The organism is Kitasatospora sp. NPDC004669 (assembly GCF_040609455.1).
Lineage (GTDB): Bacteria > Actinomycetota > Actinomycetes > Streptomycetales > Streptomycetaceae > Kitasatospora.
Map to the genome: position 1 here is coordinate 1 of NZ_JBEXKB010000033.1, position 25,798 is coordinate 25,798.

23 protein-coding genes and 1 pseudogene are annotated in these 25,798 nt (G+C 71.4%); 15 read left to right on the forward strand and 9 right to left on the reverse strand.

The window, feature by feature from the left end:
• Positions 1-431 precede the first annotated feature (431 nt).
• Positions 432-1,625, reverse strand: a complete 1,194-nt coding sequence (locus ABZW30_RS25440) for a glycine C-acetyltransferase (RefSeq protein ID WP_355673500.1) — start codon at positions 1,623-1,625, stop codon at positions 432-434.
• A 34-nt stretch (positions 1,626-1,659) separates the two neighbouring features.
• Positions 1,660-2,688, reverse strand: coding sequence for an L-threonine 3-dehydrogenase (tdh, locus tag ABZW30_RS25445; RefSeq protein WP_355673501.1), 1,029 nt, complete (start codon positions 2,686-2,688; stop codon positions 1,660-1,662).
• 458 nt (positions 2,689-3,146) lie between these two features.
• On the opposite strand from tdh, the gene ABZW30_RS25450 reads away from it, so the two are divergent.
• The gene (locus tag ABZW30_RS25450) at positions 3,147-4,538 is read left to right on the forward strand and encodes a serine hydrolase domain-containing protein (RefSeq protein ID WP_355673502.1); all 1,392 of its coding nucleotides are present in this window, start codon (positions 3,147-3,149) and stop codon (positions 4,536-4,538) included.
• Positions 4,539-4,628: 90 nt separating this feature from the next.
• Here ABZW30_RS25450 and ABZW30_RS25455 read toward each other — a convergent pair whose 3' ends face one another.
• A complete protein-coding gene (locus ABZW30_RS25455; RefSeq protein WP_355673503.1) occupies positions 4,629-5,690 on the reverse strand; it encodes an ATP-dependent DNA ligase in 1,062 nt (353 codons plus the stop codon).
• A gap of 66 nt (positions 5,691-5,756) precedes the next feature.
• Here ABZW30_RS25455 and ligD point away from each other — a divergent pair, with 66 nt between their 5' ends.
• The 4 genes and pseudogenes from ligD to ABZW30_RS25475 all read left to right on the forward strand — a co-directional run bounded on the left by ligD (position 5,757) and on the right by ABZW30_RS25475 (position 9,060).
• The gene (ligD, locus tag ABZW30_RS25460) at positions 5,757-6,767 is read left to right on the forward strand and encodes a non-homologous end-joining DNA ligase (RefSeq protein ID WP_355673504.1); all 1,011 of its coding nucleotides are present in this window, start codon (positions 5,757-5,759) and stop codon (positions 6,765-6,767) included.
• A gap of 20 nt (positions 6,768-6,787) precedes the next feature.
• Positions 6,788-6,949 (forward strand): annotated as a pseudogene (locus ABZW30_RS25465) (class I SAM-dependent methyltransferase); the annotation flags it as partial.
• A 128-nt stretch (positions 6,950-7,077) separates the two neighbouring features.
• Complete coding sequence (tnpB, locus tag ABZW30_RS25470; protein ID WP_355673505.1) at positions 7,078-8,445, forward strand: IS607 family element RNA-guided endonuclease TnpB; 1,368 nt, start codon at positions 7,078-7,080, stop codon at positions 8,443-8,445.
• A 48-nt stretch (positions 8,446-8,493) separates the two neighbouring features.
• On the forward strand, positions 8,494-9,060 hold the full coding sequence (locus tag ABZW30_RS25475; protein WP_355673573.1) for a GNAT family N-acetyltransferase: 567 nt from the start codon (positions 8,494-8,496) through the stop codon (positions 9,058-9,060).
• A 10-nt stretch (positions 9,061-9,070) separates the two neighbouring features.
• Here ABZW30_RS25475 and ABZW30_RS25480 read toward each other — a convergent pair whose 3' ends face one another.
• The 3 genes from ABZW30_RS25480 to ABZW30_RS25490 all read right to left on the reverse strand — a co-directional run bounded on the left by ABZW30_RS25480 (position 9,071) and on the right by ABZW30_RS25490 (position 11,537).
• Positions 9,071-9,559: a hypothetical protein gene (locus ABZW30_RS25480; protein WP_355673506.1), complete on the reverse strand. Its 489-nt coding sequence runs from the start codon at positions 9,557-9,559 to the stop codon at positions 9,071-9,073.
• A 90-nt stretch (positions 9,560-9,649) separates the two neighbouring features.
• A complete protein-coding gene (locus ABZW30_RS25485; RefSeq protein WP_355673507.1) occupies positions 9,650-10,192 on the reverse strand; it encodes an RICIN domain-containing protein in 543 nt (180 codons plus the stop codon).
• Positions 10,193-10,316: 124 nt separating this feature from the next.
• Positions 10,317-11,537 (reverse strand): 8-amino-7-oxononanoate synthase, encoded by a 1,221-nt coding sequence (locus ABZW30_RS25490; RefSeq protein ID WP_355673508.1) that lies wholly within the window; start codon positions 11,535-11,537, stop codon positions 10,317-10,319.
• A 153-nt stretch (positions 11,538-11,690) separates the two neighbouring features.
• On the opposite strand from ABZW30_RS25490, the gene ABZW30_RS25495 reads away from it, so the two are divergent.
• Complete coding sequence (locus tag ABZW30_RS25495) at positions 11,691-14,201, forward strand: DUF3516 domain-containing protein (protein ID WP_355673509.1); 2,511 nt, start codon at positions 11,691-11,693, stop codon at positions 14,199-14,201.
• 96 nt (positions 14,202-14,297) lie between these two features.
• On the opposite strand, the gene ABZW30_RS25500 is transcribed toward ABZW30_RS25495, so the two are convergent.
• Positions 14,298-15,203 (reverse strand): hypothetical protein, encoded by a 906-nt coding sequence (locus ABZW30_RS25500; RefSeq protein ID WP_355673510.1) that lies wholly within the window; start codon positions 15,201-15,203, stop codon positions 14,298-14,300.
• Between the two features lie 237 nt (positions 15,204-15,440).
• Here ABZW30_RS25500 and bioB point away from each other — a divergent pair, with 237 nt between their 5' ends.
• The 5 genes from bioB to ABZW30_RS25525 all read left to right on the forward strand — a co-directional run bounded on the left by bioB (position 15,441) and on the right by ABZW30_RS25525 (position 20,145).
• Positions 15,441-16,673: a biotin synthase BioB gene (gene bioB, locus ABZW30_RS25505; protein WP_355673511.1), complete on the forward strand. Its 1,233-nt coding sequence runs from the start codon at positions 15,441-15,443 to the stop codon at positions 16,671-16,673.
• A gap of 20 nt (positions 16,674-16,693) precedes the next feature.
• Positions 16,694-17,998 carry an adenosylmethionine--8-amino-7-oxononanoate transaminase gene (locus tag ABZW30_RS25510; RefSeq protein WP_355673512.1) on the forward strand — a complete coding sequence of 435 codons (1,305 nt, stop codon included), beginning with the start codon at positions 16,694-16,696 and terminating at the stop codon, positions 17,996-17,998.
• Positions 17,995-18,729: a dethiobiotin synthase gene (gene bioD, locus ABZW30_RS25515; protein ID WP_355673513.1), complete on the forward strand. Its 735-nt coding sequence runs from the start codon at positions 17,995-17,997 to the stop codon at positions 18,727-18,729. The genes ABZW30_RS25510 and bioD overlap by 4 nt, the downstream gene beginning before the upstream one ends.
• Before the next feature lie 148 nt (positions 18,730-18,877).
• On the forward strand, positions 18,878-19,324 hold the full coding sequence (locus tag ABZW30_RS25520) for a hypothetical protein (protein WP_355673514.1): 447 nt from the start codon (positions 18,878-18,880) through the stop codon (positions 19,322-19,324).
• 224 nt (positions 19,325-19,548) lie between these two features.
• Positions 19,549-20,145, forward strand: a complete 597-nt coding sequence (locus ABZW30_RS25525) for a DUF1707 domain-containing protein (protein WP_355673574.1) — start codon at positions 19,549-19,551, stop codon at positions 20,143-20,145.
• Between the two features lie 230 nt (positions 20,146-20,375).
• On the opposite strand, the gene ABZW30_RS25530 is transcribed toward ABZW30_RS25525, so the two are convergent.
• Together ABZW30_RS25530 and ABZW30_RS25535 are read right to left on the reverse strand one after the other, a co-directional pair.
• Positions 20,376-20,603, reverse strand: a complete 228-nt coding sequence (locus tag ABZW30_RS25530) for a hypothetical protein (protein ID WP_355673515.1) — start codon at positions 20,601-20,603, stop codon at positions 20,376-20,378.
• A gap of 8 nt (positions 20,604-20,611) precedes the next feature.
• Positions 20,612-20,836 carry a hypothetical protein gene (locus ABZW30_RS25535; RefSeq protein ID WP_355673516.1) on the reverse strand — a complete coding sequence of 75 codons (225 nt, stop codon included), beginning with the start codon at positions 20,834-20,836 and terminating at the stop codon, positions 20,612-20,614.
• Between the two features lie 209 nt (positions 20,837-21,045).
• Here ABZW30_RS25535 and ABZW30_RS25540 point away from each other — a divergent pair, with 209 nt between their 5' ends.
• From ABZW30_RS25540 to ABZW30_RS25555, 4 genes are all read left to right on the forward strand, one after another.
• On the forward strand, positions 21,046-22,086 hold the full coding sequence (locus ABZW30_RS25540) for a Scr1 family TA system antitoxin-like transcriptional regulator (RefSeq protein ID WP_355673517.1): 1,041 nt from the start codon (positions 21,046-21,048) through the stop codon (positions 22,084-22,086).
• A gap of 88 nt (positions 22,087-22,174) precedes the next feature.
• A complete protein-coding gene (locus ABZW30_RS25545) occupies positions 22,175-22,933 on the forward strand; it encodes an AfsR/SARP family transcriptional regulator (protein ID WP_355673575.1) in 759 nt (252 codons plus the stop codon).
• A 26-nt stretch (positions 22,934-22,959) separates the two neighbouring features.
• The gene (locus tag ABZW30_RS25550) at positions 22,960-25,014 is read left to right on the forward strand and encodes an NB-ARC domain-containing protein (RefSeq protein ID WP_355673576.1); all 2,055 of its coding nucleotides are present in this window, start codon (positions 22,960-22,962) and stop codon (positions 25,012-25,014) included.
• Between the two features lie 521 nt (positions 25,015-25,535).
• On the forward strand, positions 25,536-25,793 hold the full coding sequence (locus tag ABZW30_RS25555; RefSeq protein ID WP_355673518.1) for a DUF397 domain-containing protein: 258 nt from the start codon (positions 25,536-25,538) through the stop codon (positions 25,791-25,793).
• Positions 25,794-25,798: the final 5 nt, after the last annotated feature.

A 25,798-nucleotide genomic window follows, 5' to 3' on the forward strand; every position in this document is an offset into this window, starting at 1 on the left:
GGACGACGCAAACCTGGTGCCGGCCCCCACAAACACCTCCCAGGACGTGTTCCTGCGCCGCCCGTGACCTGCCCGGCGCGGAGCCGGGGGCGCCCCGGCCTCCGCGCCGCTTACGACAGTTGACGTATTCCCTGACCAAATCCATCTCAGCTGTTGACCTGCGGCCCCACCCGGCGCTTGGCTCTCCCCCGTGCCCGCCGCCGGAACGACCAGGACCGATCCCGGAAACCGCGAACGGGGGTGGGACGCCGGTGCGGACCGGCGTCCCACCCCCGTAGCGGGAGGGTGCGACAGGTGGTCGGTGGGCCGTGCAGCGCAGACGCATCGATTCGCCTCCGCCGCACGGACATCGTGAGCCCGCGGGCCGGTCCGGTTCCGAGCGGTCCGGCCCGCGGGCAGTCGGTGCGGGCCCCTGCCGGGCCCGGTGGGGGTTACTCCCCCAGGGCGGCGCGCGCGTCCACGAAGGCCGCGACGGCGCGCTCGACGTCCTCGGTGGAGTGCGCCGCGGACAGCTGCACCCGGATCCGGGCCTGGCCGTGCGGGACCACCGGGTAGGAGAACCCGATCACGTACACCCCGCGCTCCAGGAGGAGTTCGGCGAGCCGGCCGGCCTTGGCCGCGTCGCCGATCATCACCGGGGCGATCGGGTGGTCGCCCGGCAGGATCTCGAACCCGGCCTCGGTCATCCGGCTGCGGAACAGCGCGGTGTTGGCGGCCAGCTTCTCGCGCAGCTCGTTGGACTGCTCGACCAGGTCGAGCACCTTCAGCGAGGCGGCCGCGATCACCGGGGCCAGCGAGTTGGAGAACAGGTACGGACGCGAGCGCTGGCGCAGCAGGGCGACGATCTCCCGGCGGGCGGCGACGTAACCGCCGGAGGCGCCGCCGAGCGCCTTGCCCAGGGTGCCGGTGATGATGTCCACCCGGTCCATCACGCCGTGCAGTTCGGGGGTGCCGCGGCCGCCCGCGCCGACGAAGCCGACGGCGTGCGAGTCGTCCACCATGACCATGGCGTCGTAGCGGTCGGCCAGGTCGCAGATCTCGCGCAGCGGGGCGACGTAGCCGTCCATCGAGAAGACGCCGTCGGTGACGATCAGGCGGCGGCGGGCGTCCTGGGTCTCCTTGAGCTGCTGCTCCAGGTCGGCCATGTCGCGGTTGGCGTAGCGGTGGCGGCGGGCCTTGCTCAGCCGGATGCCGTCGATGATGCTGGCGTGGTTCAGCGCGTCGGAGATGACGGCGTCGCGGTCGTCCAGCAGGGTCTCGAAGACACCGCCGTTGGCGTCGAAGCAGGACGAGTAGAGGATCGTGTCCTCCTGGCCGAGGAACGTCGAGAGGCGGTCCTCCAGCTCCTTGTGCACGTCCTGGGTGCCGCAGATGAAGCGGACCGAGGCCATGCCGTAGCCCCAGCGGTCCAGGGCGTCCTTGGCCGCGGCGAGCACCTCGGGGTGGTCGGCCAGGCCGAGGTAGTTGTTGGCGCAGAAGTTCAGCACCTCGCCGGGGCGGCCGCCGCCGGTGACGGTGACCGCGGCGCTCTGCGGGGTCCCGATGACCCGCTCGGGCTTGAACAGGCCGGCCTCGCGGATCTCGTCGAGGGTGGCGGCGATGTCGGCGCGCACGTTGTCGAACACGAGCAGACTCCTTGTGTGATCGGCGAGGCGGGGCTCAGGCGGTCCAGTCGAGGATGATCTTGCCGCAGTTGCCGCCGGCCGCGTCGTCGAAGGCGGCCTCGAAGTCGGCGGCGGCGTAGCGGCCGGTGATCACCGGGCTGAGGTCCAGGCCGCCCTCCAGCAGCACGGACATCGCGTACCAGGTCTCGAACATCTCGCGGCCGTAGATGCCCTTGATGGTGATCATCGAGGTGACGATCGAGGCCCAGTCCACCGGGAAGTCCTCGGCGGGCAGGCCGAGCATGGCGATCTTGCCGCCGTGGGTCATGTTGGCGATCATCGACTGCATCGCCTCGGGGCGGCCGGACATCTCCAGGCCGACGTCGAAGCCCTCGCGCAGGCCCAGCTTCTGCTGGCCCTCCTCGATGGTGTGCTCGGCGACGTTGAGCGCCAGCGTCACGCCGACCCGGCGGGCCAGGTCGAGGCGGTACGGGGAGACGTCGGTGATCATGACGCTGCGGGCGCCGGCGTGCTTGGCGACCGCGGCGGCCATGATGCCGATCGGGCCGGCGCCGGTGACCAGCACGTCCTCGCCGACCAGCGGGAAGGACAGCGCGGTGTGCACGGCGTTGCCGAAGGGGTCGAAGATCGCGGCCACGTCCAGGTCGACCGGCACCCGGTGCACCCAGACGTTGGAGGCGGGCAGGGCCACGTACTCGGCGAACGCGCCGTCGCGGTTGACGCCCAGGCCGATGGTGTTGCGACACAGGTGACGGCGGCCGGCCAGGCAGTTGCGGCACTTGCCGCAGACCAGGTGGCCCTCGCCGCTGACCAGGTCGCCGACCGAGATGTCCGCGACGCCGGCGCCGATCTCGGCGACCTCACCGACGAACTCGTGGCCGAGCACCAACGGGGTCTTGATGGCCTGCTGCGCCCAGCCGTCCCACTTGCGGATGTGCAGGTCGGTGCCGCAGATGCCGGTCCGCAGCACCTTGATCAGCACCTCGCCGGGGCCGATCTCGGGCTTCGGGACATCGATCATCCAGAGGCCGGGCTCGGCGTTCTGCTTGACGAGTGCCTTCACGGGCGACGGCTCCTGACGTGCGGATCTGAGGACGGCCTTCGGGGGTCGGGCAGGCCGAGCGGCCCGGTTCGGCCGCCGTTGACGGGCGCGCTCCGGGCAGGCAGAAATCTGCCTGGTGAGGGCGGGTGCGGTCCATCGAGGAATTCTTAAGGGCGACCACAGCTGGGCTAAACGATCGTGCCCGAGCCGGGGCCGGGGGCGGGTGCGGCATGCCGGTGCTCACCCGTTCGGCCGAGCGCGGGGCGCCGTCCGCGACACCAACCGACCGGCGGATGAGGGTACTTGACAGCAAGCCGCCAGCCGGGTTGGGACACTCGGCTGACGGCGGGCCCGTTCGGGCCAGCCCGGCCGCAGCCGACGCGCGGGTGTTCGAGGGCGGTGCTTACGGTGACGACGCTCCCCCGCGGCCCCGTGGAGCAGCGCTCCGGGGCCCTTCGCCCAGAGAGGCGCCTCGACCGATGACCGACACCCGACGGCCTCGCCCGGCCGTTCCCCGCACCGCCGGCCGCGCGACCGCCGCCGCCCTGGCCCTGACCGGCCTGCTGGCCGTGTCCGCCTGCTCCAGCGCGTCCAAGCCCGCGCGGCAGGCCACCGGACCGGCGGTCACCGCCGAACCGGCCGCGCTCAGCCCGTCCGCGACCATCCCGCCGAGCCCCTCCCCGGGGGCCGCCTCCGCGGGCGCGGTGGTGCCGCTGACCCCCGACGCCACCTCCCAGCTGGACGCCGCGATCCAACGGGTGATGAGCCAGGCCTCCGTCCCCGGCGTCTCGGTCGGGATCATCACACCCGGCGGCACCTACCAGAAGTCCTTCGGTGTCGCCGACAAGACCGCCGGAACGCCGATGGACCCCGGGCTCCTCAGCCGGATCGGCAGCGAGACCAAGACCTTCACGGCGACCGCCGTACTGCGCCTGGTGGACCAGGGCAAGGTGGGCCTGGACGACCCGATCTCCCAGTACGTGGACGGTGTCCCCGGCGGCGGCGGGATCACCGTGCGCCAGCTCGGCGAGATGCGCAGCGGCCTGTTCCCGTACACCTCCGACCCGGACTTCGTGAACACGCTGATCAGCGACCCGAACCGCGTGTTCACCCCGGACCAGCTGCTCGCGTACGGCTACAGACACCCCGCCGTGTTCCCGCCCGGCGCCCAGTTCCAGTACAACAACAGCAACTACATCCTGCTGGGCAAGCTGATCGAGAACGTCGGCAAGAAGCCGGCCGACGACTTCCTCAAGGACCAGGTGTTCACCCCGGCCTCGCTGGGCAAGACGAGCTTCCCCGTCGACGGGACCATGCCCGTCCCGTACGCCCACGGCTACACCAACCAGACGCCCAACGGGGACGTCCAGGACGCCACCAACTGGAACCCGTCCTGGGCCTGGACCGCCGGGGCCGTCATCAGCACCCTCGCGGACCTGGAGGGTTGGGCGAGGACGATGGCCACCGGCACCCTCCTGAGCCCGGCCACCCAGGCCCAGCGGCTGAAGACCCTGCCGACCGGCGACCCCGGTGTCACCTACGGCTTCGGACTGTTCGACAACAACGGGTGGATCGGGCACAACGGCTCGATGCCGGGCTACGAGAGCGTGGCGGTGTACATGCCGGAAACCCAGAGCACACTGGTGATGCTGCTCAACACCGATGTCCTCTACCAGGGTTCCGAGCCGTCCTCACTGTTCGCGAACGAGATCACCAAGATCATTTCACCCAAGAACGTCTACTCGATCCCGCCGGCCACCGCCGCGCCGTCGGCCCCGGGCTCCGCTTCCGGCTCGCCCTCCGGTTCCGCGCCCGGCATCGGCTCCCCCGCCCACCCCGCCACCAACTCGCCCTCCACCGTGCGGGCTTGATCCTCGCCACGGGAACGTCGCGGGAACGTCGTAGGCCCGACCCGAACGCCCGGGTCGGGCCTACGACGTTCCGTCGGATCCCCGGCGCCGTCAGATCCCCAGCACCTTGCCGAGGTCGTACGAGACCGGCTCCTCCAGCTGCGTGTAGGTGCAGCTTTCCGGTGTGCGGTCCGGCCGCCAACGGCGGAACTGCGCGGTGTGCCGGAAACGGCTGCCCTCCATGTGGTCGTAGGCGACCTCGACCACCCGCTCGGGGCGCAGCGCGATCCAGGACAGGTCCTTGCCGCCGGTCCAGCGGCTGACCGCGCCCGGCAGTCGGCCCTCCGCGTGCGCGGCCTCCTCCGCCCAGGCACCCCACGGGTGCTCGGAAAGGTCGGCCATCCGCAACGGGGCCAGTTCCTCGACCAGTTCGCGGCGGCGGGCCATCGAGAAGGCGGCGCAGACGCCGACGTGCTGGAGCTTCCGTCCGTCGTCGTAGATGCCGAGCAGCAGCGAGCCCACCACCGGACCGCTCTTGTGCTCGCGGTAGCCGGCCACCACGCAGTCCGCGGTGCGCTCGTGCTTGATCTTGTACATGGTCCGCTCCCCCGGCCGGTACGGCTGGTCCAACGGCTTGGCCACCAAGCCGTCCAGCCCGGCGCCCTCGTACTCGGCGAACCAGGTCCCGGCAAGGTCGCGGTCGGTGGAGGCGGGCGCGGTGAACACCGGGTCCGCGGCGTCGGCGAGCGCGGCCTCCAGGGCCGGGCGGCGCACCGACAACGGCTCGTCCACCAGCGAGTCGTCACCGAGGGCGAGCAGGTCGAAGGCGACGAAGGAGGCCGGGGTCTGCTCGGCGAGCAGCTTCACCCGGCTCGCCGCCGGGTGGATGCGCTCCAGCAACTCCTCGAAACGCAGCCGCCCGTCCCGGGCGATCACCACCTCGCCGTCCAGCACGCAGCGCGGCGGCAGCTCCCGCTTGAACGCCTCCACCAGCTCGGGGAAGTACCTGGTCAGCGGCTTGCCGGTGCGGCTGCCGAGCTCCACCTCGTCACCGTCGCGGAACACGATGGTGCGAAAGCCGTCCCACTTGGCCTCGTACTGCATCCCCGGCGGGATCTCGGCCACCGACTTGGCGAGCATCGGCGCCACCGGCGGCATCACGGGCAGGTCCATGCGTCCGATCCTCGCCCGGTCCGCCCCGGGGCGCGCGCCGGACGCGGCGCGCTTAGCCTCTGACACATGGGCTCAGCCGTGGAACTGGAAGTCGCCGGGCGGACCGTCCGACTGTCGAACCCGGACAAGGTGTACTACCCCGAGCGCGGCTTCACCAAGCTGGACGTCGCGCAGTACTACCTGGCCGTCGCCGACGGCGTCCTGCGCGGGCTGCGGGACCGGCCGACCACGCTGCAGCGCTTCCCCGACGGGGTGGACGGCGAGTTCTTCTACCAGAAACGCGCACCCAAGGGCCTGCCGGACTGGCTGCCCACCGCCCGGATCGACTTTCCCAGCGGCCGCTCCGCCGACGAGATCTGCCCCACCGAACCGGCCGCCGTGCTGTGGGCGGCCAACCTGGGCTGCCTCACCTTCCACCCCTGGCCGGTCCGGCGCTCCGACACCGAGCACGTGGACGAGCTGCGGATCGACCTCGACCCGCAGCCCGGCACCGACTTCCACGACGCCGTCCGCGCCGCCCACGAGCTGCGCGCCCTGCTGGAGGAGTACGGGCTGCGCGGCTGGCCCAAGTCCTCCGGCGGGCGCGGCCTGCACATCTACGTCCCGCTGGTGCCCGAGTGGACCTTCACCGACGGCCGGCACGCGGTGATCGCCCTCGGCCGGGCGCTGGAGCAGCGGATGCCCGGGAAGGTCACCACCGCCTGGTGGAAGGAGGAGCGCGGCGAGCGGATCTTCGTCGACTACAACCAGATGGCCCGCGACCGCACCATCGCCTCCGCCTACTCGCTGCGCGCCCGCCCCCGGGCCACCGCCTCCACCCCGCTGCGCTGGGAGGAACTGGACGACGCCGCCCCGGAGGACCTCGACCTGCGCACGGTACCCGCCCGCTTCGCCGAACTCGGCGACCCGAACGCGGAGATGGAGCAGCACGCGTTCCGGCTGGACCCCGTGCTGGAGCTCTACGACAAGCAGCTCCACGACGAGGGCCTCGGCGAACTCCCGTACCCGCCCGACCACCCGAAGGCCGCGGGCGAGCCGCCCCGGGTGCAGCCGAGCCGAGCGCGCAAGAAGTCCTAGCCCACTGGCATCCTGGCGCGATGCCCTTCGACCACAACAACCACTATCACCGGTTACTACTGCGCCAACTCCCCATCGGGGCCCGCCGGGCGCTCGACGTCGACTGCGGGACGGGCGCCTTCGCCAGGACGCTCGCCCGGCGGGGCATCGAGGTCGAGGCCGCGGACCGCGACGCCGCCGTGATCGCCGCCTGATCAACTGGCGGGACGACTTTCTCGGGAGGGTGGCCAACTATTTTCAATTTCATCAGTGTTCCTCAATGTTCCAAACATTTCGCGCGGCTGTCGGTGGTAGGCGGTACGGTCGCCTGGTGATCGTGACGCAGGCGTACCGCTTCGCGCTCGACCCGACGGAACGTCAGGTCGGCGCGTTGCTTCGGCATGCCGGGGCGGCCCGGGTGGCGTACAACTGGGCGCTCGCGCGGGTCAAGGCGAACCTGTCCCAGCGGGAGGCGGAGAAGTCCTACGGCATCGAGGACCTCACGCCCTCCTTCGGCTGGTCGATGTACTCCCTGCGCAAGGCGTGGAACCAGGCCAAGAACGACGTCGCGCCGTGGTGGGCGCAGTGCTCCAAAGAGGCGTACACCACCGGCCTGGACCAGCTCGCCACGGGGCTGAGGAACTGGTCCGACTCCAGGAACGGCGGGCGCAAGGGTCGCCCGATGGGTTTCCCGCGCTTCAAGTCGAAGCACAAGGCCGTCAAGTCGTGCCGGTTCACCACCGGCGTCATCCGCCTGGAGGGGCGCACGCACGTCGTGCTGCCCGTGCTCGGCCGGATCAGGACCCACGAGTCCACCCGCAAGCTGGCCCGCAGGATCGAGAACGGCACCGCGAGGATCAAGTCCGCGACCGTGCGCCTGGACGCCGGACGCTGGTACGTCTCCTTCTCGGTCGAGGTCGAGCGGAGCGACCCCACGCCGAGGCGGCCGGACGCGGTGATCGGCGTCGATCTCGGCGTGAAGACCCTCGCGGTCTTCTCCGACGGCCGGCCCCCGGTCGAGAATCCGAAACACTACGACCACGCCCTCCGGAAGCTCCGGCGCCTGTCCCGCACCGTCTCCCGCCGCGCCGGGCCCGACCGTCGCATCGGCCGACACCCCTCGAAGCGATGGCTGCGCGCCAACGACCAGCGCAACAAGGTCCACCACCGCATCGCCGACCTGCGCCGCGACGGCATCCACAAACTCACCACCGAGCTCGCCCGCGAGTACGGCACGATCGTGGTCGAAGACCTCAACGTCGCCGGGATGGTGAAGAACCGCAGGCTCGCCCGGGTCGTGTCCGACGCCGGATTCGGCGAGATCCGCCGCCAACTCGCCTACAAGACCGTGTGGAACGGCGGCCGGCTCGAAGTCGCCGACCGCTGGTTCCCCAGCTCCAAGACGTGCTCCCACTGCCGGGCAGTGAGACCCAAGCTACCTCTACGGGTACGTACGTTCACCTGTGGACACTGCGGACTCATCATCGACCGCGATGAGAACGCCGCACTCAACCTCGCTTCCCTCGTGAAGCGCCACGTCGCCGGGAGTGGCCCGGAGACGCGAAACGGACGTGGAGCCGACCGTAAGACAGGACCTGGTCCCGCCGGTGGCTACGAAGCGTCTACCTCGCACCGGCCCCCAGGCCGGATCAGACGAGGACCTTTGCCCAGTGATGGGCAAATCCCTGAGATTCACTGATCTCTCAAGGAACGGGACTGTGATGAGCCGGCGCGGGCGGCACGGGCACTGGCGGAGATCCTGGCGGACGCGGCGGGCGGGGTGTTCCCGCCGCCGGACGGGTCGGTGACGGTGGTGCCGCAGCCGTCACCGCGCAAGGCCGGGGTGGTGTCCTTCGCCGCGCACGCCGTGGTGTTCACCGACGAGGACCCGGCCTGGGTGCACGAGACGCTCGCCGCCGACCCGGGCGATCCGCTGGCCGCGCCGCTCTGCCCGCCGTTCCTGACCGCTTTCGCCGGGCGCACCGGGCGGACCGTCAACAACATCGACCTGCTCTCCGTCGCCGACCGCCTCCCGGGCGAGCCGCCGCTGCCGCTGTCCCGGGTCGAGGACCGCGAGCACCCCCGGGTGGTCCGCGCCCTGCGCTACCGCGAGGACGTCCGGATCTTCACCGCCGACGGCGGCGTGCTGGTCCTCGGCCGCGCGCTGGCCACCGCCGCCCGCCACCTGCTGCCGGAGGGCGGCGTCGTCTGGGCCCAGCAGGCCCCGGGCAACGCCCCCAGCGTCCGCGCCTTCCATGCTGCGGGCTACCGGCCGGTGGGCGCGGAGGCGCTGCTCGTGGTGGGGCAGCCGTAGGGCTCCGGGATCATTCGGTCGGCCCGGTCCACAGCACCCGGACCCGGTCGGCCGCGACGTCGTACCCGAGGAACGGCACCCGGGTGTCGCCTTCGAAGTACGTCGGCACTGATGTGCCCAGCCGCCGTCCGATCGCGGCCAGGAACCCGCACAGGACGTCCAACCCTTCCTGGCTGTGCAGTTGGCCGAGGTCGATGTCGAAGTCGATCTGCGCGTCGCTGCGGAACCGGAAGATCACGCCGATCTCGGGGCTCGGCCGCACGGCCAGGACCGGGCACACGACACCGGCCGGCCAGGACAGTACGGTCTCGGCCCGCAGCAACGGCAGCGCGAAGCAGCCCACGATGAACTCATGGGCCCAGTCCTGCTCCTCCAGCAGGTCGAGCAGGGCCTGCCAGTCCGCCACCGTCGTGTCCGCGATGCACACGTCCGGGAGCCAGCCCTCACCGGCCGGATCGAGCAGCCACGCGACGTGGTCGTCCCAGCGCAAATCAGCCATCCCACCATGATGCCGGCGGCGTCGCCCCGGACCGACCGATTTTCCGGCGCCGAGACCCTGCTGGCGGTGGGACCGCCCGGAGGCGCCGGATCAGCGCTCGATGGCCTCCCACCGCTGGTTGTTCCCGCCGTTGGACTCCCACTGGGTCGCGTTCACGCCGTTCGCCGTGTCCCAGCCGGCGATCTCCAACACCTTCACGCTGTTGTTGTTGGTGATCAGCCATCCCTCGGTCGGGCTGTTGCGACGCCACGACCAGCTCTGGTTCATGCCCCGAGTGCAGGTCCACTGCCGGGCGGGCGCCCCGCCGTCCGTCCGCCAGTCGGCGATCTCAAGGCATAGGCCGCTGTTCAGGTTGACGAACGCGCCCGGGATGCCGGAGACGAAGTTCCACACCTGGTTGGCCCCGCCGTGGCAGTCCCACTGGCGCACCGGCGCGCCAACGTCGGTGCGCCAGTCCGCGACCTCCAGGCACTTGCCGCTGTTCGCGTTCCGCAGCATCGCCACCTGCGGGGGAATGCCGTTGGGGAAGCCGGGCGGGAAGGAGTCGGCGCTCGCCACCGGGGCGCTGACGGCCACCAGCACGGCGGCGCCGAGCGCGGCGGGCAGGAACGAGCGGCGAACGGCGTGGTTCATGTGCGGAGTCCCATCGGCGAGTCGGAGCGGTCGATGTCCGACGGGCACCCGCGCACGACGGCACGGCGCACCGGAGGCTGCGCCCCCGACCGCCGCCCGGATCCCCCCCGAACGATCCCGCACCCTACTGTGTGATCCCATTACGATCCACTGGAATTGCCCCCTCCGGGGCCAGCTCGGCGATGATCCGGACGGCGTCCGTGATCTGCGCGTCCGTCAGGTCCCCGCGGGCCGTCAGCCGCAGCCGGCTGACGCCGTCCGGGACGGACGGCGGGCGGAAGCAGCCCACCGCGAGGCCCGCGCGGCGGCAGTCGGCGGCCCAGGCGACGGCGAGCTCCGGTCCCGGAGCGCGGACCGACACCACGGCGGCGTCCGGCTTGCAGGACCGCAGGCCGGCGGCGGCGAGGCGGGCAGCGAGGGTGCGGGCGACCTCGCGGGCGCGGTCGGCGCGCTGCGGCTCGGCGCGCAGCAGGCGCAGGGCGGCGAGGGCGGCGCCGGCGGCGGCCGGGGCGAGACCGGTGTCGAAGATGAAGGTGCGGGCGGTTTCGGTGAGGTGGCGGATCACCCGGCGCGGGCCGAGGACGGCGCCGCCCTGGGAGCCGAGCGACTTGGAGAGGGTGACGGTGGCGACGGTGTCCGGCCGGCCGGCGAGCCCCGCCGCCGCCAGTGCGCCGCGCCCGCCGGGGCCGAGGACGCCCAGCCCGTGCGCGTCGTCGACCAGCAGCGCGGCGCCGTGCGCGCGAACGGCCTCGGACAGCCCGCGCAGCGGTGCGGCGTCCCCGTCCACCGAGAACACCGAGTCACTGACCACCAGCGCCCGCCGCCGCGTCCGCCCGGCCAGCACCTCGGCGACCGCCGCCGGGTCGCTGTGCGGGGCGCGGTGGACGTCGGCGCGGGAGAGCCGGCAGCCGTCGATCAGCGAGGCGTGGTTGTAGGCGTCGGAGACGATCAGCGTGTCCGGGTCGGTCAGCGCGGTGAGCGCGGCCAGGTTGGCGGTGTACCCGGAGGAGAACACCAGCGCCGCCTCGGCCCCGCAGAACTCGGCGAGCTCCTCCTCCAGTTCGGTGTGCAGCGCGGTCGTCCCGGTCACCAGCCGCGAGCCCGTCGACCCGCCGCCCCACCGCAGCGCGGCGTCCGCCGCCGCCTGCGTCACCACCGGGTGCCGGGTCAGCCCCAGGTAGTCGTTCCCGGCCAGGTCCAGCACCGGGTCCTCGGCGGCCCGGCTGCGCAGCGTACGGGTGAGCCCGGCGGCGGCGCGCAGCTCGGCGGCCTCGTCGAGCCAGTCGAAGACCTGCGCCGGGGCGAGCTGCGCAGTGTGCGCTTCGGGAGTGAGGGGGAGGGTCATGCCCGGCACTCTGGCACGCCCCGCGAACGGGGATCAATGTGCCACTCGGCACATGATCGGTGCGGCCCGCTGGTCGGTCGTGACAACGCGGGCGCCGCCTCCCGCTTGCCCGGGGCTTTGCCCGGGGTGGCGGCGAGCAGGCAAGATAGCCGAGTGACCCTCCTTGATCTGATGCCGAAGCCCGCCACCCCCGACGCGCTGTACGAGACGTTCGCAGCCTGGACGGAGGAGCGGGGGATCACGCTGTACCCGGCGCAGGAGGAGGCGCTGATCGAGCTGGTGTCCGGGAACAACGTGATCCTGGCGACGCCGACCGGCTCGGGGAAGAGCCTGGTGGCGGCCGGTGCGCACTTCGCGGCACTGGCGGGGGGGCAGCGGACCTTCTACACCGCGCCGATCAAGGCACTGGTCTCGGAGAAGTTCTTCGACCTGGTGAAGATGTTCGGCACCGAGCAGGTCGGCATGATGACCGGCGACGCCAGTGTGAACCCGACCGCGCCGATCATCTGCTGCACGGCCGAGGTGCTGGCCCAGATCGCACTGCGGGACGGCGCGCGGGCGGACATCGGCCAGGTGGTCATGGACGAGTTCCACTTCTACGCCGAGCCGGACCGCGGCTGGGCGTGGCAGATCCCGCTGCTGGAGCTGCCGCAGGCGCAGTTCCTGCTGATGTCGGCGACCCTCGGTGACGTCCGCCGCTTCGAGGAGGACCTGACCCGCCGCACCGGCCGTCCGACCACGGTGGTGCGCAACGCGACCCGCCCGGTGCCGCTGTTCTACGAGTACCGCCGCACCACCATGCACGACACCCTGGAGGAGCTGCTGCAGACCGGCCAGGCACCGGTCTACGTCGTGCACTTCACGCAGAAGGAGGCGGTGGAGCGGGCGCAGTCGCTGATGAGCATCAACATGTGCTCGAAGGCGGAGAAGGAGGCCATCGCCGACCTGATCGGCAACTTCCGTTTCACCACCAAGTTCGGCCGCAATCTGTCCCGTTACGTGCGACACGGCATCGGCGTGCACCACGCGGGCATGCTGCCGAAGTACCGTCGCCTGGTCGAACGCCTGGCCCAGGCTGGCCTGTTGAAGGTCATCTGCGGTACCGACACGCTCGGTGTCGGCGTCAACGTGCCGATCCGCACGGTGCTGTTCACCGCGCTGTCCAAGTACGACGGCACCCGGGTCCGGATCCTGCGTGCCCGCGAGTTCCACCAGATCGCCGGGCGGGCGGGCCGGGCCGGCTTCGACACGGTCGGCCAGGTGGTCGCGCAGGCGCCGGAGCACGTGATCGAGAACGAGAAGGCGATCGCGAAGGCCGGGGACGACCCGAAGAAGAAGCGTAAGGTCGTCCGGAAGAAGGCGCCGGAGGGCTTCGTCGGCTGGAGCGAGGAGACCTTCGACAAGCTGATCGCCGCCGACCCGGAGCCGCTGGTCTCCCGGTTCAAGGTGAGCCACGCGATGCTGCTGTCGGTGATCGGCCGCCCGGGCAACGCCTTCGAGGCGATGCGGGGGCTCCTCACCGACAACCACGAGGACAGGGCCGCCCAGCGCCGCCACATCCGCACCACGATCGCGATCTACCGCTCGCTGCTGGAGGGCGGCGTGGTGGAGCGACTGCCGGAGCCGGACTCCGAGGGCCGGATCATCCGCCTGACCCTGGACCTCCAGGAGAACTTCGCGCTCAACCAGCCGCTGTCAACCTTCGCGCTGGCCGCTTTCGAGCTGCTCGACCCGACCTCGCCGTCGTACGCGATGGACGTCATCTCGGTGGTCGAGGCGACCCTCGACGACCCGCGCCAGATCCTCGCCTCGCAGCAGAACAAGGCGCGCGGCGAGGCCGTCGGCGAGATGAAGCGGGACGGCATCGAGTACGAGGAGCGGATGGAGCGGCTCCAGGAGATCACGTACCCGAAGCCGCTGGAGGAGCTGCTCACCCACGCCTACGAGGTGTACCGCCGGGCCCACCCGTGGATCGGCGACCACCAGCTCCAGCCGAAGTCCGTGGTCCGCGACCTGTACGAGCGGGCGATGACCTTCTCGGACTACGTCGGCTTCTACGAGCTGGCGCGCACCGAGGGCATCGTGCTGCGCTACCTGGCCGGCGCGTTCAAGGCGCTGGAGCAGACCGTCCCCGAGCACGTGAAGACCGACGACCTGAAGGACGTCATCGCCTGGCTCGGCGAGCTGGTCCGCCAGGTCGACTCCAGCCTACTGGACGAGTGGGAGCAGTTGGCCAACCCGACCGAGCCGCAGGCCGCCGAGGTGCGGCTGGACGACAAGCCGGCGCCGGTCACCGCCAACGCCCGGGCCTTCCGGGTGCTGGTGCGCAACGAGATGTTCCGCCGGGTCGAGCTGTGCGCGCTGGAGCACTACGAGGAGCTCGGCGACCTGGACGGCGAGTACGGCTGGGACGCGGACCGCTGGGCGGACGCCATGGACGGGTACTGGGAGGAGTACGACGACCTCGGCACCGGTCCGAACGCGCGCGGCCCCAAGATGCTGATCATCGAGGAGGAGGACTCCGCCTGGAAGGTCCGGCAGATCTTCGACGACCCGGAGGGCGACCACGACTGGGGCATCAGCGCCGAGGTCGACCTCTACGGCTCGGACGAGGAGGGCCGGGCGGTGCTGCGGGTGACCGCGGTGGACCGGCTCGGCGGCTGACGGACCGTCAACCTACGCCCAGGGGCCCGGCATCCGCCGGGCCCCTGGGCGTTTCGCGCGGCGGTCGAACCGCCGGTCGCGTCCTCTGATCGTCTGTCACATCCATACAAACGGCTGACCCGCCACGCAGGAGAGGGCGCGGGTGGCGTCGTCCAGGTTGGGCTCCCCGCCGGTTCCCGAGGCGCTCGGCGCCGGGACGGGGGCGGTGGCGGCGCCCGGGGTGGGGGCGACGCCCGGGCGGCCGTCGCCGGCCCGCGAGCTGGTGACGGTCACATAGTGCCCGACCGCCTCGACCCGGGGCTCGCTGCCCGGCTTCGCAGTCGCGGACGGCGCGGGCGCGATGGCGGTGTCGGCGAGGATGAAGGCGACCGCGCCGGGCTTGGCGCGCAGCGCGTCGGCGGCCCTGGCGGCGGAGGCCTGGTCGGCGAACCGCAGCAGGGTGACGCTGCTGAGCACCGGGCGGTCGACGCCGGTGAAGCTGACGGTCAGGTAGGCCTGGCAGCCGCTGTCCCGGAACAGCTCCTGGGTGCGGTCCTGCAGCACCTCGGCGCAGTTCTCGCCCTGCCGGATGCCGTTGCGCCGGGCCTTGTACCCGGCGGCCTCGACCGGCCGCTGAGCGGGGAAGAGGTTGTCGGCGTTGAGGCCCTCGGGGTCGGTGCGCGGCGGCGGGGTGCCCACCACCGGGGGCGTCCTGGCCGCGTCCTTGCGGGACGGGCCGAGGCCGGGTATGTAGTCGCCGGGCGTCGGCCGGGTGATGATCCATCCGCCGGCCGCGACCACGCCGACCATGACGACCCAGCCGACTGCCCGGCGGCCGGTGATCCGCCGGCCGCGCATGCGGCCCGCCCTCCTGGTCGAGGTCCCCACGGCCGAGGTCTCCATGGCCGAGGCCTGCCCGGCCGAGGCCGCGCCGGTCGGGTCGGCGCCCCCGCCGGTCCGCTGTCCTGCCTGGCCGTCCTGGCCCTCTCCCGGAGTCGGGGTGCGCTCCCCCTGCGTGGTCATGGCGCAGATTCTAAGCACCCTCCGGGTGGCGTGGATCACGGGGTCCGCGGTTGTCGATCTTCCTCCTCCGGCCGACTTCCCTACCCGCCGGTAACCTCTGTCTCGGGCCGCCGTCAAGCGCGTGACCAGCGCCGACGCCGTGAGCTTCGACACTGTGGCAATCGGCACATCCTTCCGGAGATCTTCTGGTGGGTTTGCTCTGGCGCCATTCGAGCGGCAACAGGCAGGATCAGCCCCATGGATCTGCTCGATACCCTCACCGCCAAGGGCCTGCGCGGCGAAATCCCGACCCGCGAGGAGGCGCTGGCCGTCCTCGCCACCACCGACGACGAACTGCTCGACGTGGTCGCCGCGGCCGGCAAGGTGCGCCGCCGCTGGTTCGGCCGCCGGGTCAAGCTCAACTACCTGGTGAACCTCAAGAGCGGGCTCTGCCCCGAGGACTGCTCCTACTGCTCCCAGCGGCTCGGGTCCAAGGCCGAGATCCTCAAGTACACCTGGCTCAAGCCCGACCAGGCCGCCGACGCCGCCCGCGCCGGCGTGGCCGGCGGCGCCAAGCGGGTCTGCCTGGTCGCCAGCGGCCGCGGCCCGACGGACCGTGACATCGACCGGGTCACCGACACCATGGCCGCCATCAAGGAGGCCGACCCCGAGGTCGAGATCTGCGTCTGCCTCGGCCTGCTCTCCGACAACCAGGCCGAACGGCTCAAGGCGGCCGGCGCCGACGCCTACAACCACAACCTCAACACCTCCGAGGGCACCTACGGCGACATCGCCACCACCCACACCTACGCGGACCGGGTGGACACCGTGCAGAAGGCACACGGCGCCGGCCTGTCCGCCTGCTCCGGCCTGATCGCCGGCATGGGCGAGAGCGACGAGGACCTGGTCGACGTGGTCTTCGCGCTGCGCGAGCTCGGCTCGGACTCCGTCCCGGTCAACTTCCTCATCCCCTTCGAGGGCACCCCGCTGGCCAAGGAGTGGAACCTCACCCCGCAGCGCTGCCTGCGCATCCTGGCGATGGTCCGCTTCGTCAACCCGGACACCGAGGTCCGGATCGCCGGCGGCCGCGAGGTGCACCTGCGCTCGATGCAGCCGCTCGGCCTGCACATCGCCAACTCGATCTTCCTCGGCGACTACCTGACCAGCGAGGGCCAGGCCGGCCAGGCCGACCTCGACATGATCAAGGACGCCGGCTTCGAGGTCGAGGGCGCCGGGGAGGCCACCCTGCCGCGCCACCGCGCCGACCTCGCCGAGGCGGCCCAGGCCGGCGGCTCCTGCGGCACCGCGGCCTCGGCCTGCGGCAGCGGCGGCGGCTGCGGCCCGTGCGGCGGGCACGCGCACGGCGCGCCGGAGGCCACCACCTCGGAAGCCACCGCCTCGGAGAGCCCGGAGGCCGACGACGAGCTGCGCAGCGACCTGGTCAAGGTCCGCCGCCGCGGCGCCGGCACCGAACTCGCGCCCAACGCCTGACCTTCCGGAGAGATCTCACCATGTCCCAGCTGTCCGCGGACACGCTGCTCGCCCTCGACCGGGCGCACGTCTGGCACCCGTACGGGCCGATGCCCGGCACCGTCACCCCGTACGTGGTCGAATCCGCCTCGGGCGTCAGACTGCGCCTCGCCGAGCCCGTCGCGGGCGGCCGTCGCGAGCTGGTGGACGGGATGTCGTCCTGGTGGGCGGCGATCCACGGCTACCGGCACCCGGCGCTGGACGAGGCGGTGCGCGAGCAGCTGGGACGGATGAGCCATGTGATGTTCGGCGGGCTCACCCACGAGCCCGCCGTACAGCTGGCGGCGAAGCTGGTCGAGATCACCCCGGAGCCGCTGCAGCACGTCTTCCTCGCCGACTCGGGCTCGGTGGCCGTCGAGGTCGCGATGAAGATGTGCCTGCAGTACTGGCAGTCGACCGGCCGCCCGCAGAAGCGGCGCCTGCTGACCTGGCGCGGCGGCTACCACGGCGACACCTTCCACCCGATGTCGGTCTGCGACCCGGACGGCGGGATGCACCACCTGTGGGGCGGGGTACTGCCCGGGCAGCTCTTCGCGCCGCAGCCGCCGGCCGGCTTCGACGCGCCGCTCGACCCCGAATACGCCCTGCGCTTCGAGGCGTTGATGGAGCGTCACGCCGACGAGCTGGCCGCCGTCATCGTCGAACCGGTCGTCCAGGGCGCGGGCGGGATGCAGTTCCACTCCCCCGCCTACCTGCGGATGCTGCGCGAACTCTGCGACCGGTACGGGGTGTTGCTGGTCTTCGACGAGATCGCCACCGGCTTCGGCCGCAGCGGCGCCCTGTTCGCCGCCGACCACGCCGGGGTCTCCCCGGACGTGATGTGCCTGGGCAAGGCCCTCACCGGCGGCTACCTCACCCTGGCCGCCGCGCTGTGCACCAGCGAGATCGCCGACGGCATCAGCCGCGGCGAGATGCCGGTACTCGCCCACGGGCCGACCTTCATGGGCAACCCGCTGGCCTGCGCGGCCGCCAACGCCTCGCTGGAGCTCCTGCTCGGGCAGGACTGGGACGTCGAGGTCAAGCGCATCGAGGGCGGCCTGCGGGACGGCCTCGCGGCGGCCGCGGGGGTGCCGGGCGTGCACGACGTACGGGTCCGAGGGGCCATCGGCGTCGTGCAGTTGGACCACCCGGTGGACGTCTCGGCGGCGACCGAGGCGGCCGCCCGGGAGGGCGTCTGGCTGCGGCCGTTCCGGGACCTGATCTACACGATGCCCCCCTATGTGACGGAGGACGAGGACGTGGCACGGATCGCTGCCGCAGTGACCGCCGCGGCGGTGGCCGGATGAGCGCGCGCATCCTGTTCGTGACGGGCACCAATACGGACGTCGGCAAGACCGTCGCCACGGCGGCCGTCGCCTCGGCGGCCCTGCAGGGCGGCCTCAAGGTCGCCGTGCTCAAGCCCGGACAGACGGGCGTGGCGCCCGGCGAACCCGGCGACGCGGCCGAAGTCCAGCGCCTGGCGGGCGAACTGACGATACGTGAGCTGGTCCGCTACCCCGAGCCGCTGGCCCCCGACACCGCCGCCCGGCGCGCCGGGATGCCGTACCTGTCCCCGGAGGCGGCGGCCGAGGCCGTCGCCGAACTGGCCGCCATCCACGACCTGGTGCTGGTCGAGGGCGCGGGCGGCCTGCTGGTCCGCTACGACGACCAGGGCCGCACGCTGGCCGACCAGGCCCGGGCGGTCCGCGACGCCGGACTGAACGCCGAGGTGCTGCTCGTCGCCTCGGCCGGGCTCGGCACCCTGAACATCGTCGCCCTGTCGGCGGAGGCCCTGGCCGCCCGCGAACTCCCCCTCGCCGGCGTCCTCGTCGGATCCTGGCCCTCCTCCCCCGGCCTCGCCGACCGCTGCAACCTCGCCGACCTGCCGCGCTCGGCCGGCGCCCCGCTGCTCGGCGCCCTGCCCGAACGCGCGGGCACGGCTGACGACTTCGCGGCCCTCGCCCTCGCCTCGCTCGCCCCCGAGCTGGGCGGCAGCTGGAACGCGGAGCACTTCGCACACATCCACCGGCCGGGATGAAAGGTCCCAGCCAGAGGGGCTGGTCGGCTGCTCGGCGACGGTGACCGCCCGGCGCGAAGTGGAGGTTTGGGCCCGGTTTCGCTCGAAGGTGTGAAGCCCGTCCGGGAACCGCGCACGGCGCGGGTAGCACGTCAATACCGTTCCTCCCATGACAGACGGGCTGACCGTGGACGAGGCCCTGCGGGCCTTGGCCGCCCTGGAGGCGGCATGGAAGGACGACGACGAGGCGCTGTCCGCCCTTGCGGCGGGCGGGACCGAGGAGCGGCCACTGCCGGCGCTGGTCGCCACGTACGGCGAGTACGCGATGGACACCCTGATGGCCCTGGCCTTCGGACTGCGGTCCAGCATGAGCGACGAGGAGATCGCCGAACTCTCGAACGCGGTCAGCGCCAACATCGGTGCCCGGATGAGCGCCCTGCTCACCCAGACCCTCAAGGCCTGGGGCACCGTCGCCGCCCCGGACGACCTGGCCATCACCAAGATCATCGCGTGTACCGTGATCGACGCCATGCGCGCCGTGACGGAAGAGCCGAGCAAGACCGAAGTCCTCCCCCTCCTCGCCACCTTCCGCAGCTACGCCCTCGACGACAACTGAGGGATCGGGATTCGGCGCGGGCTCCGAGCGCCCTCGAAGCCCGCGCCCCACAGCCGGCCGCTTTCCGACCCGGGCCTGGCGGGAACGCCTATCGCGATATATCGTGAGTTCCCAGTCGCGTTGCCGATCGCGTCGCGAGGACCTTCGTCGAACCCAGGACGGGAAGTATGCCGGGAGAGATCTCGACCGCCGGGATGCACTCCGGCCACAGCTCGCAGCCCGGGATGCGGGCCTCGCATGCGGACCGGGACCGGGTGGTCGACCAGCTGAGTGGCGCGGCGGGCGAAGGCCGCCTGACCGCAGACGAATTGGACCAGCGCCTGGAGGCCGCCCTGTCGGCACGGACGGTCGGCGAGCTGGCCGAACTCACCGCCGACCTGCCGCCCTTGCCGGTCCTTGCCGGTGGGATCGCGACGGAGGCCAAGGACGTCCTGCGGATCGAGCAGAGCTTCAGTCCGGTCGAGCGGGTGGGGCGCTGGGTGCTGCCGCGCCGGCTGGAGCTCTGCGCGCAGTGGTGCGAGGTGACACTCGACTTCACGCAGGCGGTGATCACGCATGACACCTTGCAGATCGACGTGAACATGCAGGGCAAGAACCTGACGCTCGTCGCCGCTCCCGGCATCGTGGTCGATACCGATGGACTGAGCCTGGCCTTCGCCAAGCTCAAGGACCATCAGGCGCCGGACCCCGACGTGCCGATCGCGCTGCGGGTGGAGCTGGTCGGTACGAAGGCCTTCGGGCGCGTCATCGTGCGGCAGCCACGGAGGACGGCCGCCCGGTGGCTGCTGAGGAAGCCCGCGTCCCTGCCCGCCGGCCACTGACCTGGCCGTCGTCCGGACCTTCGACGCGGGCTTCGAGCGCCCTCGAAGCCCGCGCTCTCATCTGCGGACCCTCAACCACCCCGCAACGAGCGAGAACCCACCCGTCGAGGCGGCGAGGAAGAGGAGAACGAACACCAACGCACTCGCCACCGGAGGAATGTCGTCAGGAATCGCAAGGACGACGATTCCTGCGAACAAAGAGCTCCCAACCACGATGACGCCGGAGCCGATTACGGTCGCACGCCCCTGCGGAGGATGATGACCAGCCGCTCGATGACGTCCGGCCGCGCGGCGCCGAGGTCGATCAGGATGACGCCGGTGGCTTTGGCCGAGCGCCAGTCGATGCCGAGGGAGGGGAGCTTGACGTCGGCGGCGTACAGGACGACCTGGAGGTCGTCGAGGATGTCGGCCGCGATGCGACGGTCCTCGGTTGTGATCTTGTCGATCATGCTGCTCATGGGGCATCTCACTGTTCGGTGTTCGAGATCCAACGCGCTTCGGTCTCCCACTCGATGCCGCCACCAAGGGGGCGGAGGAAGGCGCGCCCGTGCTGCCACTCCATGAAGGCGGCCCAGCGGCCGGAGCGGACGTCGAAGACCCGCTCACCGACGGTCGAGGGCCGGTAGGGCCGGGACGGCGGCGCCACCCGTCGCACGGGCGGCGCCGCCGGGGCGATGGCGCCGTTGTTCATGCGCGCCTCGGGAACGGAATCGCCGCACTGCGGGCACCGGCAGGGCGGGAAGTTCCGCCGCAGGATCAGGCTTTCGCCAGGTTGAATATTTGTCATATCCACGAAATAGCTCCTCTCTGTTGTTAATTCCTCACCAAGAGTGGCCAATCGCGGCTAGCATCGGAAGAGCTTCACTTTGACAGCGGATGTTGTGAAATCAGGTGATCACCATGTCCCAGCAGGAACTTGACCCCACCGCCTCCCCGAGCGCAGCCATCGGCGTGCAGCTTCGACGCTTCCGCAAGGCACGGGGCCTGACCCAAATCGAGCTGGGGCAGCGGATCAACTACAGCGACTCGCTCATCTCCATGATCGAGAACGACGAGCGCCCCGCGCCGCTGAATCTCGTTCGGCGGGCCGACAAGGAACTCGACACCTGCGGAGCGCTTGAGCTCTTGTACTGGACCGGGAAGAGCAGCACCTTGATCGGCGGGTTCCTCGCCTATGTTGGGCACGAGGCCAAAGCCACGGCATTCAAGATCTACGAGCTGAACGTCGTCCCGGGGCTGCTTCAGACCCGGAACTACGCCTCCGCGCTCATCGAGGCCGCGGCCCGACGGGGCGAGATCCCCCAGGACAAGGTCGGCGAGCGCCTGAATGTCCGCATGGCACGGCAGGCTCTGCTGTACCGGGAACCCGCCCCCTCGATCCACGTCGTGATGGAGGAGAGCTGCCTCCGACCCATTGGCGGCCCCTTCGTCATGGCCGAACAGCTTCGTCGGCTGGAGAGCGTGGCCAGCCTTCCGCATGTCATCCTTCAGATCGCGCCGTCCAGCCTCGGTGAAAACCTCCCAACGACCTGGCCGTTCATGCTCCTGACCTCCCCGGGCGGGGCTTGGATGGCCTACCTCGAAACCATCCAACGGGGTTACGTCGAGCGCGATGACGAGAACGAGATCCGCTCCCTCGCAAGGACTTACGATTGGCTCCAGGCCCAAGCCCTCTCAAGTGCGGACTCCCTGGCCCTAATCCGCACCCGTCTCAAGGAGTTCGACGCCATGTTCCCCATCGCGGCCGCCAGGCCCACCTCCTGGCTGAAGTCCTCGTACAGCAATGGCGGCGGCAACTGCGTCGAGGTCGCGCCCGGCCTTCCGGACATCCTCCCCGTCCGCGACAGCAAGGACCCCCACGGTCCGCAGCTCGTCTTCGGCGCGGACGCCTGGCAGTCCTTCATCGCCGGTATCCAGTCCGGCGACTTCGGCACCATCTGATCCGCCTCATCTACCCTCCAGAGGGAACGCCTTGCGGCCAGTTGGTGATCCGGATCCACTGGAGTTCGCGTTACTCGGCGCGCTGCGGGTGCAGCGCGCCGATACTGCCATCGAACTGGGCGCCCCCAGACAGCGGTCGGTGTTGGTCTCCCTCCTGCTCCGGCCCAACGCGGTCGTGACGATCGATGAGCTGATCGCCGACTTATGGGGCGACGAGCCGCCAGGCTCGCCCGTCGTCGCCCTGCGGTCGTACATATCGCAGCTGCGGAAGCTGCTGGAGCCGGTGCGCGAGAAGCCCACCGTACTGCTCTCCCAAGCAGGCGGCTACCGGCTGGCGGTCGAACCGGACCGCGTCGATCTCTGGCGGGTCAAGCAGCTCCACGAACTCTCCGCGAGGTGTTCCGCCTCGTACCCGGAACGCGCCCGGGACCACCTGAGGGAAGCCCTCTCACTCTGGCGCGGGGAACCACTCGCCGGCCTGTCGGGACCGCTCATGGACCGCGAGCGGCAACGGTTGTCGAAGTTACGCCTCACGCTCCTGGAGGAGCGCCTCACCCTCGACGATCCCGCCGACCACCTGGCGGAGTTACAGTCGCTGGCCGGTGAGCACCCGTTCCGCGAACGCTTACAAGCGCTGCTCATCCGCGCACTGCACCGGAACGGCCGCACCCCCGAGGCACGTGCGACCTACGACGCGCTTCACTCACGCCTGGTGGAACACCTGGGAATCGAGCCGGGGCCCTGCGTCAGGAGCTCGACGGACCTGGGGTCCCGAACCAACTCCCCTCGGCTCAGCCGCACTTCACCGGCCGACAGGACCACGTCGCCCGCATCGAACCAGCACTGACCGAACGAACCAGCCCAGGCCTTCGTCTGGTGACCGTCACCGGCATGGCCGGTGTCGGGAAGACGGCCCTCGCCGTGCAAGCCGCCCACACGCTGCGCCCGGACTTCCCCGACGGCCGGCTCTACGCCGACCTTCGGGGCGCCGACCTGGTGCCCGCGAGCGCGTCCGACATCCTCGCGGACTTCCTGACCGCACTCGGCATCCGGCCGTCATCCCTACCCAAGGACCTCACGGGCAGGTCCGCGTTGTTCCGCACCGCCAGCGCGGGAAAACGCCTGCTCATCCTCCTCGACAACGCCCGCGACGACGCCCAGATCCAGCCCCTGCTCCCCGGCTCGTCCGACTGCGCGGTCATCGTCACCAGCCGCACCGTGCTCAACAGCGTGCCGTCGGTCCTGCACCTCGCACTGGATGTGTTCAGCGAGCACGAGGCGCTCAGCCTGCTCGACTCCGTCATCGGCACAGCACGCCGTACCGCACAGAGCGCCCAGGCCGAGCTACTCGTCGAGGGCTGCGGCTGGCTCCCCCTGGCGGTACGGATCGCCGCAGCCCGGCTCGCCGCCACCCCGGATCAGCCGATCGCCGACCTCGTACAACGCCTGGCCGACGACCGCGAGGGCATCGCCGCGCTCCGCACCGGCGAGGTGGCGATCGAGCAGGTCTTCCAGCTCAGTTACCGGCTGCTCCCACCGCCCCTCGCCACGGCGTTCCGGGGGCTCGCCTGGGTGGAGCCGGACATCGGCCTGGCATCGGCCGCCGCCGTCCTGGACCTGACGGAGGACCAGGCGGAGCGCCTCGCGGAGGCGCTGGTGGACCAGGCGCTACTGGAGTCGATCGGCGCCGGGCGCTACCGCTACCACGACCTGGTGCGCGCCTTCGCCCGCCGGACGTCCCGGCAACTCGGCCATCACGAACGGGACACCGCCCACCGGCGCCTGCTGACCCTGCTCCTCACCCACGCCCGAACGGCCTTCGCCCTCGCCGTCCCCGGCGACCCGGTGGCCGATGTCTTCGGCGAAACGCTGCCGCAGTCAACCACCCGTCCGGGCTTCGAGGATCCGGCACAAGCCCGCCGTTGGGCCCGGACCGAGACGCCCGGCGCCGTGGCGCTCGCCGCCGCCGTCGCCGTCGCAACAGTCGCCGGCGGCACCACGGACGCAACGGCCGACCTGCGCGCAGCCATCGACCTCCTGATCGCCCTCACCCCCCTCGGCCTCGGCGCCTTCGGCGGCCGGACGGAGGAGGCCGCCCGCCTTCTGATCACCGCCGCAGTCACCGGCGGCGACCGCGCCGCAGAAGGCCGCTCCCGGTTCCTCCTGGGCACGGTCCTGCTGGGCCGCGCCCGGCTCGACGAGGCCGGCGAGCAGGCTCGGCAGGCCGCGCAGGCCTGCGAGGAGGCGGCCGACCCGGCCGTTCTCCGGCAGGCCCTCAACGACCTGGGCCTGATCGCCCAGGCCGGGGGCCGGCACGGGGAGGCGATCACCGCCTTCGACGAGGCGGCGGCGCTCGCCCGGCGGCTCGGCCACCGTTCGGGCGAGGTGGCGAGCACCGCGAACGCGGCCCTGTCCCGGATCCGCACCGGTCACGCGGCCGGAGCCGTTCAGACCTGTCAGCAGCTCCTCGCGCAACCCGGCAGGACCGCCGACGCCGCGATGACCGCGTACGTGCGCTACGTCCTCGGCCTCGCCTACCAGGTGCTGGGCCAACTCGACGACGCCGCCGCGCAGATGCTGTCCTGCATCGACTGCGCGGGCACTGCCGGGGATCTGGACCGCGAGTCGGCCGCCCGCAGCCGCCTGGCCGACATCCTGCGCCTGCTCGGGCGGGTCGACGAGGCCGTACAGGAGGCGGAGCGAGCTCTGGATCTGGCAACGAGAGGTGGGCGACAGCGCGAACGCGCTCTCGCCCACCTGGTGTTGGCCAACGCCCTGACCGCGCGTGGCGACCATGCCCTCGCGCGGACTCACGAAGCGGAGGCGCACCTGCTGCTCAGCCGGCTGAGCGCCCCGGAGTCCGCCGACTCGAAGTCGCTGCTGACCGCGCTGGTCACCGCCGACGGGTCCGTCACCGCATTCGGATGACCAGGCCGGTCCCGTTCCACGCGACCTTGTTCGCCAGACACTGCACGTCGTCCGACCCGCCGCAGACCTGCGCCGGCGGCCTGGTCGGCGAGCCGTGCGGTACGGGATCCGCCGCCCCCACGGCGAACGCACCCGACACCGCCGCCAAGACCGCCGCACCGACAACTGCCGTGCGGACAACAACCGTTCGAAACACTTCTGACGCTCCTCGCTCACGTGTGACTAAAACGCCTGCACGCTCGCAGCAGCCGGTAGACACCCGATCAACGCCTCGACCCCGTTGCCGGGCCGGCGGACCCGGCGGAACCCGGCAGGACGCCCGCAAACCGTCTACCGCCGTCGGTGACTGTGGAGCTCGGCGCGGACCGGGGCCCGCCGGACTGCTGCGGGTGCTGGCGAGTTCCTGGCCTGATCGGCTTCGAAAGGGGTGTTGCAACCCGGGAGCAGGGTTTCCGCAAGTCCTGTTGCCCCAGTTGCCGGAGGGGCCGGACGGGGAGATCCTGCTGGTACAGACCGATGACATGCGCGACAAGGCGATCCCATCGGAGGTTCTGATGGACAAGGTCGAGTTGTACGGGATTGACCTGTCGGGTGTGGCCTGGAGGAAGAGCTCCTTCAGCTTCCCGACGAGGATCGAGTGCGTCGAGGTCGCCCGCCTGCCCGGTGACGCGGTCGCTCTCAGGGACTCCAAGAGCCCGGAGCGGGAGCCCCTGAGGTTCACCGCGGGCGAGTGGTCTGCCTTCTGTCGGGCAATCGAGGCGGGCGAGTTCCAGTTTTGACCCGG

What these genes read in the sequence shown, in the direction of transcription:
- ABZW30_RS25450 (WP_355673502.1), top strand. Translation starts at nt 3,147, where the DNA reads ATGACCGACACCCGACGGCCTCGCCCGGCCGTTCCCCGCACCGCCGGC.
- ABZW30_RS25455 (WP_355673503.1), bottom strand. Translation starts at nt 5,690, where the DNA reads ATGGACCTGCCCGTGATGCCGCCGGTGGCGCCGATGCTCGCCAAGTCG.
- ligD (WP_355673504.1), top strand. Translation starts at nt 5,757, where the DNA reads ATGGGCTCAGCCGTGGAACTGGAAGTCGCCGGGCGGACCGTCCGACTG.
- ABZW30_RS25480 (WP_355673506.1), bottom strand. Translation starts at nt 9,559, where the DNA reads ATGGCTGATTTGCGCTGGGACGACCACGTCGCGTGGCTGCTCGATCCG.
- ABZW30_RS25485 (WP_355673507.1), bottom strand. Translation starts at nt 10,192, where the DNA reads ATGAACCACGCCGTTCGCCGCTCGTTCCTGCCCGCCGCGCTCGGCGCC.
- ABZW30_RS25490 (WP_355673508.1), bottom strand. Translation starts at nt 11,537, where the DNA reads ATGACCCTCCCCCTCACTCCCGAAGCGCACACTGCGCAGCTCGCCCCG.
- ABZW30_RS25500 (WP_355673510.1), bottom strand. Translation starts at nt 15,203, where the DNA reads ATGACCACGCAGGGGGAGCGCACCCCGACTCCGGGAGAGGGCCAGGAC.
- bioB (WP_355673511.1), top strand. Translation starts at nt 15,441, where the DNA reads ATGGATCTGCTCGATACCCTCACCGCCAAGGGCCTGCGCGGCGAAATC.
- ABZW30_RS25510 (WP_355673512.1), top strand. Translation starts at nt 16,694, where the DNA reads ATGTCCCAGCTGTCCGCGGACACGCTGCTCGCCCTCGACCGGGCGCAC.
- bioD (WP_355673513.1), top strand. Translation starts at nt 17,995, where the DNA reads ATGAGCGCGCGCATCCTGTTCGTGACGGGCACCAATACGGACGTCGGC.
- ABZW30_RS25520 (WP_355673514.1), top strand. Translation starts at nt 18,878, where the DNA reads ATGACAGACGGGCTGACCGTGGACGAGGCCCTGCGGGCCTTGGCCGCC.
- ABZW30_RS25525 (WP_355673574.1), top strand. Translation starts at nt 19,549, where the DNA reads ATGCGGGCCTCGCATGCGGACCGGGACCGGGTGGTCGACCAGCTGAGT.
- ABZW30_RS25530 (WP_355673515.1), bottom strand. Translation starts at nt 20,603, where the DNA reads ATGAGCAGCATGATCGACAAGATCACAACCGAGGACCGTCGCATCGCG.
- ABZW30_RS25535 (WP_355673516.1), bottom strand. Translation starts at nt 20,836, where the DNA reads ATGAACAACGGCGCCATCGCCCCGGCGGCGCCGCCCGTGCGACGGGTG.
- ABZW30_RS25540 (WP_355673517.1), top strand. Translation starts at nt 21,046, where the DNA reads ATGTCCCAGCAGGAACTTGACCCCACCGCCTCCCCGAGCGCAGCCATC.
- ABZW30_RS25555 (WP_355673518.1), top strand. Translation starts at nt 25,536, where the DNA reads ATGCGCGACAAGGCGATCCCATCGGAGGTTCTGATGGACAAGGTCGAG.